This window comes from Stenotrophomonas sp. GW821-FHT01H02A (assembly GCF_059422145.1).
Map to the genome: position 1 here is coordinate 321,582 of NZ_JBWKWI010000004.1, position 11,802 is coordinate 333,383.

General features: G+C 68.6%; 14 protein-coding genes and 1 pseudogene. 6 read left to right on the forward strand and 9 right to left on the reverse strand.

Annotated elements, in window-relative coordinates; all coding sequences use genetic code 11:
* Window positions 1–26 precede the first annotated feature (26 nt).
* From AC07WC_RS08745 to AC07WC_RS08755, 3 genes are all read right to left on the reverse strand, one after another.
* Window positions 27–443 (reverse strand): hypothetical protein, encoded by a 417-nt coding sequence (locus AC07WC_RS08745; protein ID WP_495209654.1) that lies wholly within the window; start codon window positions 441–443, stop codon window positions 27–29.
* A 58-nt stretch (window positions 444–501) separates the two neighbouring features.
* The gene (locus AC07WC_RS08750) at window positions 502–1,176 is read right to left on the reverse strand and encodes a suppressor of fused domain protein (RefSeq protein ID WP_495209655.1); all 675 of its coding nucleotides are present in this window, start codon (window positions 1,174–1,176) and stop codon (window positions 502–504) included.
* 70 nt (window positions 1,177–1,246) lie between these two features.
* Window positions 1,247–2,242 (reverse strand): aldo/keto reductase, encoded by a 996-nt coding sequence (locus AC07WC_RS08755; RefSeq protein ID WP_495209656.1) that lies wholly within the window; start codon window positions 2,240–2,242, stop codon window positions 1,247–1,249.
* 100 nt (window positions 2,243–2,342) lie between these two features.
* Between AC07WC_RS08755 and AC07WC_RS08760 the strand changes: the two genes are divergently transcribed.
* The gene (locus AC07WC_RS08760) at window positions 2,343–3,245 is read left to right on the forward strand and encodes a LysR family transcriptional regulator (RefSeq protein ID WP_495209657.1); all 903 of its coding nucleotides are present in this window, start codon (window positions 2,343–2,345) and stop codon (window positions 3,243–3,245) included.
* Here the strand turns inward: AC07WC_RS08760 and leuE are convergent.
* Together leuE and AC07WC_RS08770 are read right to left on the reverse strand one after the other, a co-directional pair.
* A complete protein-coding gene (leuE, locus tag AC07WC_RS08765) occupies window positions 3,235–3,861 on the reverse strand; it encodes a leucine efflux protein LeuE (RefSeq protein WP_495209658.1) in 627 nt (208 codons plus the stop codon). The two genes, AC07WC_RS08760 and leuE, sit on opposite strands and share 11 nt — an antisense overlap.
* A 17-nt stretch (window positions 3,862–3,878) precedes the next feature.
* Window positions 3,879–4,846: pseudogene (locus tag AC07WC_RS08770) on the reverse strand (LysR family transcriptional regulator); the annotation flags it as partial.
* A 91-nt stretch (window positions 4,847–4,937) separates the two neighbouring features.
* Here AC07WC_RS08770 and AC07WC_RS08775 point away from each other — a divergent pair.
* The 5 genes from AC07WC_RS08775 (at window position 4,938) to AC07WC_RS08795 (ending at window position 9,216) form a co-directional block, all read left to right on the forward strand.
* Window positions 4,938–5,945, forward strand: coding sequence for a zinc-binding alcohol dehydrogenase family protein (locus AC07WC_RS08775; RefSeq protein ID WP_495209659.1), 1,008 nt, complete (start codon window positions 4,938–4,940; stop codon window positions 5,943–5,945).
* Window positions 5,946–5,974: 29 nt separating this feature from the next.
* Window positions 5,975–6,628, forward strand: a complete 654-nt coding sequence (gene nfsB, locus AC07WC_RS08780; protein WP_495209660.1) for an oxygen-insensitive NAD(P)H nitroreductase — start codon at window positions 5,975–5,977, stop codon at window positions 6,626–6,628.
* A gap of 59 nt (window positions 6,629–6,687) precedes the next feature.
* Window positions 6,688–8,151, forward strand: coding sequence for a DNA recombination protein RmuC (locus AC07WC_RS08785; RefSeq protein WP_495209661.1), 1,464 nt, complete (start codon window positions 6,688–6,690; stop codon window positions 8,149–8,151).
* Window positions 8,152–8,242: 91 nt separating this feature from the next.
* Window positions 8,243–8,599 (forward strand): hypothetical protein, encoded by a 357-nt coding sequence (locus AC07WC_RS08790; protein ID WP_495209662.1) that lies wholly within the window; start codon window positions 8,243–8,245, stop codon window positions 8,597–8,599.
* A gap of 56 nt (window positions 8,600–8,655) precedes the next feature.
* Window positions 8,656–9,216 (forward strand): glutathione peroxidase, encoded by a 561-nt coding sequence (locus AC07WC_RS08795; RefSeq protein WP_046274138.1) that lies wholly within the window; start codon window positions 8,656–8,658, stop codon window positions 9,214–9,216.
* Between the two features lie 56 nt (window positions 9,217–9,272).
* Here AC07WC_RS08795 and AC07WC_RS08800 read toward each other — a convergent pair whose 3' ends face one another.
* The 4 genes from AC07WC_RS08800 to mlaD are packed head-to-tail and all read right to left on the reverse strand — an operon-like array spanning window position 9,273 to window position 11,766.
* Window positions 9,273–10,271: an MlaA family lipoprotein gene (locus AC07WC_RS08800; protein WP_495209663.1), complete on the reverse strand. Its 999-nt coding sequence runs from the start codon at window positions 10,269–10,271 to the stop codon at window positions 9,273–9,275.
* Between the two features lies 1 nt (window position 10,272).
* Window positions 10,273–10,584 (reverse strand): STAS domain-containing protein, encoded by a 312-nt coding sequence (locus AC07WC_RS08805; RefSeq protein ID WP_495209664.1) that lies wholly within the window; start codon window positions 10,582–10,584, stop codon window positions 10,273–10,275.
* Entirely contained in the window at window positions 10,574–11,242 is a 669-nt protein-coding gene (locus tag AC07WC_RS08810; protein ID WP_495209665.1) for an MlaC/ttg2D family ABC transporter substrate-binding protein, read from the reverse strand. The genes AC07WC_RS08805 and AC07WC_RS08810 overlap by 11 nt, the downstream gene beginning before the upstream one ends.
* On the reverse strand, window positions 11,239–11,766 hold the full coding sequence (gene mlaD / locus AC07WC_RS08815) for an outer membrane lipid asymmetry maintenance protein MlaD (RefSeq protein WP_019183994.1): 528 nt from the start codon (window positions 11,764–11,766) through the stop codon (window positions 11,239–11,241). The genes AC07WC_RS08810 and mlaD overlap by 4 nt, the downstream gene beginning before the upstream one ends.
* Window positions 11,767–11,802 lie beyond the last annotated feature (36 nt).

Below are 11,802 nucleotides of genomic sequence, written 5' to 3' on the forward strand. Positions count from 1 at the left end.
GACGAAACCGGCACAAAGCCGGCGATTCACTCCCAGTGGCAGCCGGTATCGGTGATCGCCCCGACGTCTTCGTCGAACGCGGTCTGCCTGCCCGTGCGTGCGTTGGTATACGAGAAGCCATAGATGCGCGCGCCCTGGGTGCTGATCGCGTAGTGGCCGATCACCTTGCCATCCAGATGCTCGTCCCAGACCGTGTCGAACTGCCAGGGGCGATCCTCGGCCAGCACCGTGCTCTCCTGCGAAGCCAGGGTCAGCCGCAGCCACGGGGTCTTGCCGGCGTAACGTACGTGGCTTACCCGCTCACCCTCCGCGGTGCCTTCAGGGAGTTTCCATTCAAGGTGGATCTGCCCGCGGCTGCCGCCGGTCAGGCAGCGGATTTCATCGGCGTGGGCAAGGGCCGGGGCGAACAGCACCAGCAGGGGCAGCAGGGCAGGCCAGCGCATCGGCGGTCCTTGGGTAAGCAGAGGGGACAGCGGCCCCGCCAGCGGGGCCACCATCGGGTCAGGCCGGTGGCTGCAGCGGAACGCTGGCCCGGCTGACATCCACCACGGGTGCGGCATGGTGGGCCCGCAGCTGCTCGACGACGGTGTCGAAGTCGTGCTGCTGGCCGAAGGCATGTTCTTCCAGGGTCAGCGGCAGTATCTGCAGGAAGCGGAATTGGCCGCTGATCAGCGTCTGGATGTCGCCGAACTGCTCGGCCGCGACGAATACCAATGCCTGCAACTGGCTGTCGGCATGGTCGATCGGTGCGCCGATGCGCATGCGGTCCCCCAGGTCCAGCGGCTCATGGTCGCCCATGCGACCGGCCGCCAGCAGCAGCTGGTAGGCGCAGAACCGCTGCACCAGGGCCAGTGCCCAGGGCGCGCGTTCGGTGGTCTGCAGCAGGAACTCCATGCCCAGCCCGGACACGCTGTCCGGGTCGGCTGCGGCGTCCTCCCAGGGGTTGGACAGCCCCGAACTCACATAGGCCCAACCGGGCCTGTCCGGTGTAGGTGGACATTCGAACACGCCGATGGTGAGCCAGCGAGGGTCGACGCCGTCCTGGCCGAACACGGTGGAGAACACCGCCGCCTCCAAGGGGTACAGGCCGGGCCCCAGGGCACCGAGCAGGCGGGGATACAGAACTTCTTCGCGCTCTGCCCATGCGTGGGCCAGCAGGTCATCGGGAAGGGACATCCATTTACTCACAGGCGATGGCCCACCATTGTGGACCATCGCCTGGCCGGACCAACCGTTGGTCGTGGCCTCAGCGGTTCAACGTCGCCATCGCCGCGGGGGCATAACGCGGGCCGGCGGCGGCATTGGCCGGGAAGATGGCGTCGATCCGGGCCAGCTCGTCGGCACTGAGCTGGACCTGCAGCGCGCCGAGGTTCTCTTCCAGATAGGCCAGGCGCTTGGTGCCCGGGATCGGCACCAGGTCCTCGCCCTGCGCCAGCACCCAGGCCAAGGCCAACTGCCCAGGACTCACGCCCTTGTTCTTTGCCATCGCGGTGACTGCGTCGACCAGGGCCAGGTTGCGGGCGAAGTTATCGCCCTGGAAGCGCGGCGACTGGCGGCGGTAGTCATCGGCGTCGAAGTCGTCCGGGCTGCGGATCGCGCCGGTCAGGAAGCCACGGCCCAGCGGCGAGTAGGGCACGAAGCCGATGCCCAGCTCGCGCACGGTCGCCAGCACGCCGTTGTCTTCCGGATCGCGCGACCACAGCGAGTACTCGGTCTGCACGGCGGTGATCGGATGCACCGCATGGGCGCGGCGGATCGTGCCCGCCGATGCTTCGGACAGTCCGAGGAAGCGCACCTTGCCCTGCTCGACCAGGCGCGCCATGGCGCCTACGGTGTCCTCGATCGGCACCGTGGCATCCACGCGGTGCTGGTAGTACAGGTCGATGTGGTCCACGCCCAGCCGCTGCAGGCTGGCCTCGCAGGCGGCGATCACGTACTCGGGGCGGCCATCGACGCTGCGTGCCGCGGTATCGCTCGGCTCCAGCTTGATCCCGAATTTGGTGGCCAGGAACACCTGGTCGCGGCGGTCGGCGATCGCCTTGCCGACCAGCACTTCATTGGTGTGCGGGCCGTACATGTCGGCGGTGTCGAGCAGACTGACGCCGTGCTCCAACGCGCGGTGGATGACCGCGATGGACTCGGCATCGTTGCCGCGGCCGCCATAGAAGGCACTCATGCCCATGCAGCCCAGGCCGAGCGCGGAAACGGTGGGGCCATTGCGGCCAAGGGTACGGGTCTGCATGCGGTACTCCAGGGGAAGGGGGAAACAGGATCAGCATCCTCCTGCTGACTATGTGGATAAACTGGCTGCTCCTGCATCGTCCTTGAAGCCAGCCTTCACAATGACTGTCCAGCACCCGCTGCCCGCCGTGGTGGCCTTCGCCCGCGTCGCGCACCATGCCAGCTTCACCCGGGCGGCCGACGAACTCGGCGTCTCGCCCTCGGCGCTCTCGCAGACCGTACGCGCGCTGGAGGCCCATCTCGGCGTGCGGTTGCTGCAGCGGACCACGCGCCGGGTTGGGTTGACCGAACAGGGGGCCCGTTTCCTGGACCAGGTGCGCGAAGGCCTGGCACGCATCGATGCGGCCTTCGAGGATCTGGACCAGCAGCGCGACGTGCCCGCCGGCAAGCTGCGCATCAACGTGCCGCGGATCGCCGCCGAGCTGCTGGTGCTGCCGCACCTGCCCGGCTTCCTGGCTCGTTATCCACAGATCGAGGTGGAGCTGTTCGTGGAAACCGCGCTGACGGATCTGGTCGCCGGCGGCTTCGACGCCGGCATCCGGCTCGGGGAAAGCCTGGCCCGCGGCATGATCGCGGTGCCGATCGGGCCGCTGGAGCGCCAGGTAGTGGTCGCCACCCCGGACTATCTGGCCGCGCATGGCGTACCTGCGACCCCGGCCGACCTGGTCGCGCACGAGTGCATCGTGCACCGGCTCAGCACGGGCCGGCGGATGGCGTGGGAGTTCACCCGCGAAGGGCGCGACTTCGAGGTCGAGGTCGCTGGCCGGCTGGTGTTCAACGATGCGGGCCTGATCCAGGCGGCGGTCCGCAAGGGGCTGGGGCTGGCGCAGGGTTTCGAGGCGCTGTACGCCGGCGATGTGGCCGCCGGCCGCCTGCAGTGCGTGCTGCAGGATTGGCAGCAGCCCTTCGCCGGGTTCCATCTGTATTACCCGGCGCGGGAGCAGATGGCACCCAAGCTGCGGGTGTTCATCGACTACCTGCGCGGTCAGGATCTCAGCCGCTGACCCCGAGTCGCACGCCGAACCCGACCAGGAACACTCCCGCCACCCGCCTCAGCCACAGCCCGACGCGGGGGTGCTGGAGAATCCGACGGCGCAGCAGGTTGCCGACCCCGATCAGCACCGAGCAGTAGGCCAGCCCCATGGCGAAGATGATCAGCGCCATGCTCGCGAACGTCACCACGCCCTGGTGGCGTGCCGGATCGATGAACAAGGGCAGGAACGCCATGTAGAAGATGATCGCCTTCGGGTTGAGCAGGTTGATCAGCACGGCCTGGCGGAAGTAGTGGCCCGGCGTGAGGCGGATTGCGCCTTCCTCACCCTGCGCGCGCGGCTGGCGCAGCAGGCCGATGCCGATCCACACCAGGTAGGCGGCGCCCAGATACTGCACCGCGTGGAACACCAGCGGGTTGGCCTTGAGCAGCGCGGCCACCCCGGCTACCGCCAGCCACATCAGGATCTGGTCGCCCAGCAGCAGCCCGAACAGGGCGGTATAGCCGCCGCGCACGCCACCGCGGCCGGTGGCGGTGAGCAGGGTGAACGTGCCTGGGCCCGGCAGCGCCAGGAACACCAGCACGGCAGCGACGAAGGTCCACAGATCCTGGATGCCCATCCACGGCATGGCGGCGGTCTCGACAACGGGGGACGGGCATTGTCCGGCAGCCGCGCGCTGGGCGATAGCGTCAGCGCGCGCTGGCTGGCAATCCGGCGAGCAGGGGCTGCAGGCGTTGTTCGAACATCGCGTGCAGCTGGCGGATCGCCGGCGAGAACTGCTTGCGGTGCGGGCACACCAGGTTCAACGGCAGGCTGTCGCCCACGCCATCGAGCAGCACCTGCAGGCGCCCGGCCTCGACGTCGGCGCAGACATCCAGCCACGACTTGAACACGATGCCCTGCCCGGCCACCGCCCAGCGGCGGACCACGTCGGCATCGTCGCAGACCATGTTGCCGCGCACCGGGATGACGGTGCGCCGCCCATCGACCTCGAAGCTCCAGCGGTCATACGCGCGCCCGGCCAGTTGATAGAGCAGGCAGTGGTGCTCCTTCAACGCCTCCAGACTGTCCGGCGCGCCGTGCCGGGCCAGATAGTCCGGTGAGGCGGCCAGCACCCGGCGATTGCCGGGCAGCAAGGGCAGGGCCACATAGCTGGCGTTGTCGAACCGGCCCAGGCGGAACGCGATGTCGACCGGATCGCGGAACACATCGGCGACCTGGTCGGACAACTGCAGGCGCAGCTGCAGCTTGGGGTGCGCCGCGCGGAACTCGGTCAACCATGGCAGCAGCAGGTTGCGGCCCAGATCCGATGGCGCGGCCACCTGCAGCGTGCCGCGCAGCTCGGCATCCTCGCCACGCACCCGGGCCTCGCCCTCGCGCAGCGCGGCCAGCACCTCCTGCGCGCAGGGCAGGTACAGCGCGCCTTCGGCGGTCAGGCGCAGGCTGCGGGTGGAGCGCACGAACAAACGCAGGTCCAGTTCGCGCTCCAGCCGCGCCACCGCCGCCGCGACCTGGCCGGGCAGCAGGTCGGCCTCGCGCGCAGCGTTGGAGAAGCTGCCCAGCGCCGCGGTGCGGACGAACAGGGCAAGGTCGTCGAACCGGACCATTTTCATTCCTGGAGTGAAAGTGCTGCCCGATTTTGCGCCTTTCTCTGTCCCGTCGTGAAGCGCACGCTGTCCCTCTTCCCCAACGGATCCGCCCCCGATGAAAGCCGTCGCCTACACCCAGCATGGCCTGCCGATCAGCGACCCCACTGCACTGGTGGACATCACCCTGCCGATTCCCACCCCCGGCCCGCGCGACCTGCGGGTCGAGGTCCGTGCGATCTCGGTGAACCCGGTCGATACCAAGGTCCGCAACGGCGTCGCGGTGACCGGGCCGCGCGTGCTGGGCTTCGACGCGGTCGGCATCGTGGACGCGGTCGGTGACGAGGTGACGCTGTTCCAGCCCGGCGACGCGGTCTTCTATGCCGGCGCGATCGCCCGCGCCGGCAGCAACGCCGAGTACCAGCTGGTGGATGAGCGCATCGTCGGGCACAAGCCGGCCAGTCTGGATGACGCCGCGGCCGCTGCACTGCCGTTGACCGCGATCACCGCCTGGGAGTTGCTGTTCGACCGCCTGCGCATCCCCGAGAACGGTGGTGAAGGGCAGACCCTGCTGGTGATCGGCGCGGCCGGTGGCGTCGGCTCGATCCTGGTCCAGCTGGCCCGCCAGCTGACCCGCCTGACCGTGATCGGCACTGCCTCGCGCCCGGATACCCAGGACTGGGTCTACGCGCTGGGCGCACACCATGTGATCGACCACACCCAGCCGCTGGGCGAAGGCCTGCAGCGCCTGGGCATCACCGAGGTGAGCCACGTCGCTAGCCTGACCCATACCGACCAGCACTACGACCAGATCGTCAGCGTGCTCGCCCCGCAGGGCCAGCTGGCGCTGATCGATGACCCGGGCCAGCTCGATGTGATGGCGCTCAAGCGCAAGAGCCTGTCGCTGCACTGGGAATCGATGTTCACCCGCTCCAGCTTCAACACCCCCGACGTGCAGCGCCAGCACGAGCTGCTCGAACGCGTTGCCGCGCTGATCGATACCGGCGTCCTGCGTACCACGCTGGGCGAGCACTTCGGCCGCATCAACGCCGCCAACCTGCGCCAGGCCCACGCGCTGATCGAGAGCCACCGCGCGCGCGGCAAGCTCGTCCTCGAAGGTTTCTGACCTTTCCCGCCCCCATGGATTACCCGCACATGACCCTCGCTCCGGTGGCCCGTCGCCGCCACACCACCAAGGCCTACGATCCGGCCCGCAAGCTGCCGCCGGCGGTAATGCACGATCTGCTCGACGTGCTGCACCACGCGCCGTCCTCGGTGAACTCGCAGCCCTGGCATTTCCTGGTTGCCGGCACTGACGAGGCGCGTGCCCGCATCGCGCGCGCCACCCAGCCGAACCAGCCCTACAACACCGCCAAGATCACCGATGCCTCGCATGTGATCGTGTTCGCCACCCGCACCGGCATCGACGATGCGCACCTGTCGCAGGTGATCGAGCAGGAAACCGCGGACGGCCGCTATCCCACGCCGGAAGCGCGCGAAGGCCAGCGCGGTGCGCTGCACCACTACGTGGACCTGCACCGCCACACGCTGGGCGACGTCCAGCACTGGATGCAGAAGCAGACCTACCTGGCCCTCGGGACGCTGTTGCTGGCGGCCGGCGTGCACGGCATCGACGCCACCCCCATGGAAGGCTTCGACGCACAGGTGCTGGATGCCGAACTGGGCCTGGGCGAGCGCGGGCTGACCAGCGTGGTGCTTGTCGCGCTTGGCTACGGCAGCGAGGCCAACTTCAATGCCGACCTGCCCAAGTCGCGCCTGCCCAAGGACCAGGTGTTCACCCACCTGTAAGCCGTCCCCGGCCGCACCCCGGCGCAGCCAATGAGACCGCCGCGGCCTACACTTGCCGCATGCAAACCGAATTCCTCATTCTCGGCGGCCTGGTGTGTGCCGTCCTCGTGCTGCAGCTGCTCGTGCTGCTGCGGCGTTCCCGCCACGGCGACCTTGAACAGAGCCTGCGCGAGGAAGCGCGGATCGGCCGCAGCGAACTGCGCGAGCAGCTCGAAGGCCTGGGCCGCCAGCAGGATGCCCGGCTGGAAAGCTTCGCGCGTGCGCTGACCGATCTGTCCACCCGCACCGACCAGCGCCTGGACCTGCTGCGCGACGCGCTCGGCGAAGACGCGCGCAAAGCGCGTGAGGAAAGCACGCTCAGCCAGCAGCGCACGGACAGCCACATGGCGGCGCTGCGCCAGGCCCTGGCCGACGACGCACGGCTGGGCCGTGAGGAAACCGGGCAGTCGCAGCAGCGCCTGGCCGAATCGCTGGGCCTGCGCCTGCAGGAGATGACCCAGCGCAACGAGCAGCGCATCGGCGAGATGCGCGCCACGCTGGAGCAGCAGCTCAAGAGCCTGCAGAGCGACAACGCCGAAAAGCTCGACCAGATGCGCGTGACCGTGGACGAGAAGCTGCAGACCACGCTGGAAACCCGCCTGGGTGCTTCGTTCCAGCTGGTCTCCGAGCGCCTGGAGCAGGTCCAGCGCGGCCTCGGTGAAATGCAGCAGCTGGCGACCGGCGTGGGCGACCTCAAGCGCGTGCTGACCAACGTCAAGAACCGCGGCAGCTGGGGCGAAGTGCAGCTGGACAACATCCTCGAGCAGACGCTCACCCAGGAACAGTACGGGCGCGGCGTCAAAGTGCGCCCGGACAGCAACGAGATCGTCGATATCGCGGTGCGCCTGCCGGGTCGCGGCCACGAAGACACGCCGGTCTGGCTGCCGATCGATTCCAAGTTCCCGCGCGAGGATTACGAGCGCCTGCTCGATGCGCAGGAGCAGGGGGATGTCGACGGCGTACGCGTGCAGGGCGCGCAGCTGGAGCGGGCGATCCGCATCCAGGCCAAATCGATCTGCGACAAGTACATCGCCCCGCCGCACACCACCGATTTCGCGGTGATGTTCCTGCCCACCGAAAGCCTGTATGCCGAAGTGATCCGCCGCCCCGGCCTGATCGATCTGCTGCAGCGCGACCACCGCGTGGTGGTGGCTGGCCCGACCACGGTCACCGCGCTGCTCAACAGCCTGCAGATGGGCTTCCGCACGTTGGCGATCGAACAACGCTCCAGTGAAGTGTGGGGCCTGCTCGGTGCGGTCAAGAGCGAGTTCGGCAAGTTCGCCGGCATCCTGGAAAAGGCCGAGAAGCAGATCAGCACGGTCGGGCGCAGCCTCGGCGAAGCCAGCCGCAAGACCCGCACCATCGAGCGCCGCCTGCGCAGCGTGGAAACGCTGGGCAGCGAACAGACCCAGGACCTGCTCGGCGACATGAGCGGCGAGGACGAGGACGTGGCCGGCGACGACACCAGCACCGCGCAGGAGTAAACGCCGACGCCGACGCCCTGCATGCATGCGGTCACGCATGCTGCGCGGCACATCCTTTCCCTGCCGCCTTCAACCTTTCAAGGAACCGCCCATGCGCCTGACCCTGATGCTGTCCCTCCTGTTCGCCCTGTCCGGGTGCAGCAGCACACCGCCTGTCGATACCACCGCGGCCACGCCCGCCACGCCGAGCGCCGCCGAATGCACCGCCGCCGGTGGCAGCCTGCAGCCACTGGGTCGCCTGCAGCGCGTGCAGTGCGTGGTGCCTTACGCCGATGCCGGCAAGGTCTGCAGCGCCAAGGCCGACTGCAGCGGCCAGTGCCTGGCCACCGGCGATGCCGCACCGGGAACGGCCGCGCGTGGCGTCTGCCAGCGCGATGTCAGCCAGAACTTCGGCTGCCGCCAGCGCATCGATGGCGGCGTGACGCTGGGCACGATCTGCGTCGACTGACGTCTCTCCGGCACGGCTATGCTGTGCCTCCCCTGATCCAACGCAAGGAACCTGCAGTGAGCCAGACCGTCTACGACATTCCCGTCACCACCATCGAAGGCCAGCCGACCTCGCTGGCCGATTACCGCGGCAAGGTGCTGCTGGTGGTCAACGTCGCCTCCAAGTGTGGCCTGACCCCGCAGTACGAAGGCCTGCAGGCGCTGTACGCCGACAAGCAGGCCGCCGGCCTGGAAGTGCTGGGCTTCCCGGCCAACAACTTCCTGGCCCAGGAGCCGGGCAGCGAAGCGGACATCCAGCAGTTCTGCCAGCTGGAATACAACGTCAGCTTCCCGATGTTCGCCAAGATCAGCGTGGCCGGTGAGGACACCCATCCGCTGTACCAGCAACTCACCGCCGCCCAGCCGACCGCCACCGGCGAAGGCCCGATGCGCGAAAAGCTGCAGGGCGCCGTGGCCAAGTATCCGGAGCTGGTGGTCAACGCCGCCCCGGGCGTGCTGTGGAACTTCGAGAAATTCCTGATCGGCCGCGACGGCCAGGTCATCGCCCGCTTCGCCCCGGACGTGCCGGCCGATGACGCCCGCCTGGTGGCCGCGATCGACGCCGCGCTGGCCGCCTGATCGGCTGACCCGGGAACAAAAAAAAGCCCCGCTTGAGCGGGGCTTTTTCGTGGGGATCAGTTGCCCCAGCTCGGCATCGGCATCGCATCGACCGGGATCGGCGCGTCCGGATCGTCCTTGCCGCGCGCATGCTTGCCGCGCAGGTCGTTCTCGATCTGGTAGTTGCGGCGCTGCAGCCAGGCATCGCGGACCAGCGAGTACTCGTCCACGGCGTTGGCGCGCATGTCGTCGACCGCCAGCAGCTGCGAACGCGTGTCCACCAGCTGCAGGCCCTGCAGGCCGATGCGGATCTTGTCCTCTTCGATCGTGCGGATCGGCGAGAGCGGCATGTCGCCGGCCAGGCCGAACACATCGCGCACGGTACGCGGACCGAAGAACGGCAGTTCCACATAACGCGAACGGCGCCAGCCCCAGGTGCCCAGGGTCTGGCCGAAATCTTCCTTGCGGTGCGGCACCATGGCCTTGCTGGCCGGATCGAACAGACCGCCGATACCCAGCGTGGTGTTCATCAGGAAGCGGCCCAAGCTGTCCCAGGCATCATCCGGACGGCCCTGCAGCAGCTGGTTGGTGATCGTCACCGGCGCACGCAGGTTGCTGAAGAAGTTGCTCACGCCGGTGCGGGCGAAGCGCGGCACCACATTGGTGTAGGCCACCGCCAGCGGCCGTGCGACCGCCCGGTCGACCACGTTGTTGAAGCTGTGCACCTTGCGGTTGAACGGTTCCCACGGATCGTACGGGGTACCGCTGGGTCCGGTGCCGTCGGCGGTCGGGGCCGGGCCGCCGTACAGCGCGGCGAAGTCGTCCTCTGCATTGGTCGGCGCGGTGCCGGCCGTGGCCGGTGCGCTTGCCGGGTCGGTAGCGGCCTGCGCGGCCGGGGCCGGGGTGTCGGCAACGGCCTCGGCCGGTACGGCGGGCGCGTCGGCCACATCGGCCACCGGTGCCGCCGCAGGGGCGACCTCGACGCTGGCGGGTGCGCTGTCGCGTGCGGGCTTGCCGGCACAGGCGCTCAAGGCCAGCGCCAGCACGAGGAGGGGGAGGGTGCGTATGACGTTCATGTCAGCTCGCCGCAGGAAGGGCATGGAAATCCAGGGAAGGTGCCAGCCGGTAGGCGGCACTGAGGTCGGTGAAACCGTCCGGGCGGCCGATGATGGTCGGCGGGGTCCCGGTTGCACGCAGGCGTGCGGCCAGCTCGGCCAGCAGCGCCAGACCGGCACTGTCCAGCCCGCTCACCGCCGCCAGATCCACCTGCTGCACGCCGTCCAGCGCGGTCAGCGAGGGCCACAGGGCCGTCACCGCCGCGCGGTCGAGCACCCCGCTGAACACCAGCGAGGTGCCGTTGCGCTGCACGCTGGCGCTGTTACTTGCCACGCGGGGCCTGCCCGGCCTGCATGCTGCCGTTGCGCAGTTCGGTGGCCACCTGCTGGATCGACTTCTGGCGCAGCGGGGCGTCGAACTGGGTCTTGAAGGTCTGCACGTAGGAAATGCCTTCGATCATCACATCGAAGATCTTCCACTGGCCGTTGACGTTGCGCATCAGGTAGTCGACCGGGGTCGGCTCGTTGCCGGCACGGATCAGCTCGGTGGACACGCGCACGCCGCGGTTGCCCGGCAGCGGCGACTCGCTCTTCAGGCGGAAGGTCGGCTTGCCCTGGATCTCGAGCAGGGCCGAACCGTAGCGCTGCATCAGGTTGTCGGCCATCGCATCGGCGAACAGCTTGACGTCGGCATCCGAGGCGCCGCGGCCGTGCACGCCCAGCACCAGGCGGGCGGCGTAGTCGCGGTCGAAGGTCTTGTTGAGCTCGCTGTTGATGAAGTCACGCAGCACGGGCGGGTTGGCCCGGAACTCGGTGCGGCGCTGCTGCAGCGAGGTCAGGATGCGGGTGCTGGCGTCCATCACCGCCTTGCTGGCCTGGCCCTGCTGGGCGGCGGCGGCGGCGGCGGCCGGAGCGGCCTGGGCGAAAGAGAGCGAGGGCGTGGCGGCGAGCAGGGCCGAGGCCAGCAGCGCCGGGATCAGGGTCTTTTTCATGGTTGCGGTTCCGTTGCAGGCGCGGGCGCGCCGTTGCCATCATGGGAGTCAGCGCCACCGGTGTTGGCCGGACCGCTGAACATGTACTTGCCGACCAGCTGGAGCAGGTCCACCGCCGGCTGGGTGAAGACGATCTCGTCGCCGGACTTGAGCACATCCGGATCACCGCCCGGTTGCAGTCCGATATAGCTCTCGCCAAGCAAACCGCTGGTGAATATGCCGGCCGACGTATCGGCGGGCAGGTCCTTGAACTTGCCGTCGAGCTTGAGGGTCACGATCGAGTCGAACTTCTGCGGATCCAGTTCGATGCCCGAGACCTGGCCGATGGTCACCCCGCCGATCTTGACCGGCGCCTGCTTGCGCAGCTGGCCGATCTGGGTGAAGCGCGCCTTGAGTTCGTAGCCGCTGCCACCGGTGCCCCACCGTTGATTGGTGGAGGCCACGGCCAGCACCAGCAGCGAGGCCAGCGCCAGCAGCAGGAACGCGCCGACGGAAAATTCGAGTCTGGGACCGCGGATGGCCATGGGATATCTCACTGTTCTTTGTCAGGTGCCTGGACA

Coding starts and splice junctions, on each gene's coding strand:
- AC07WC_RS08785 (WP_495209661.1), top strand. CDS start 6,688: ATGCAAACCGAATTCCTCATTCTCGGCGGCCTGGTGTGTGCCGTCCTC.
- nfsB (WP_495209660.1), top strand. CDS start 5,975: ATGACCCTCGCTCCGGTGGCCCGTCGCCGCCACACCACCAAGGCCTAC.
- leuE (WP_495209658.1), bottom strand. CDS start 3,861: ATGCCGTGGATGGGCATCCAGGATCTGTGGACCTTCGTCGCTGCCGTG.
- mlaD (WP_019183994.1), bottom strand. CDS start 11,766: ATGGCCATCCGCGGTCCCAGACTCGAATTTTCCGTCGGCGCGTTCCTG.
- AC07WC_RS08810 (WP_495209665.1), bottom strand. CDS start 11,242: ATGAAAAAGACCCTGATCCCGGCGCTGCTGGCCTCGGCCCTGCTCGCC.
- AC07WC_RS08800 (WP_495209663.1), bottom strand. CDS start 10,271: ATGAACGTCATACGCACCCTCCCCCTCCTCGTGCTGGCGCTGGCCTTG.
- AC07WC_RS08755 (WP_495209656.1), bottom strand. CDS start 2,242: ATGCAGACCCGTACCCTTGGCCGCAATGGCCCCACCGTTTCCGCGCTC.
- AC07WC_RS08745 (WP_495209654.1), bottom strand. CDS start 443: ATGCGCTGGCCTGCCCTGCTGCCCCTGCTGGTGCTGTTCGCCCCGGCC.
- AC07WC_RS08750 (WP_495209655.1), bottom strand. CDS start 1,176: ATGTCCCTTCCCGATGACCTGCTGGCCCACGCATGGGCAGAGCGCGAA.
- AC07WC_RS08790 (WP_495209662.1), top strand. CDS start 8,243: ATGCGCCTGACCCTGATGCTGTCCCTCCTGTTCGCCCTGTCCGGGTGC.
- AC07WC_RS08775 (WP_495209659.1), top strand. CDS start 4,938: ATGAAAGCCGTCGCCTACACCCAGCATGGCCTGCCGATCAGCGACCCC.
- AC07WC_RS08760 (WP_495209657.1), top strand. CDS start 2,343: ATGACTGTCCAGCACCCGCTGCCCGCCGTGGTGGCCTTCGCCCGCGTC.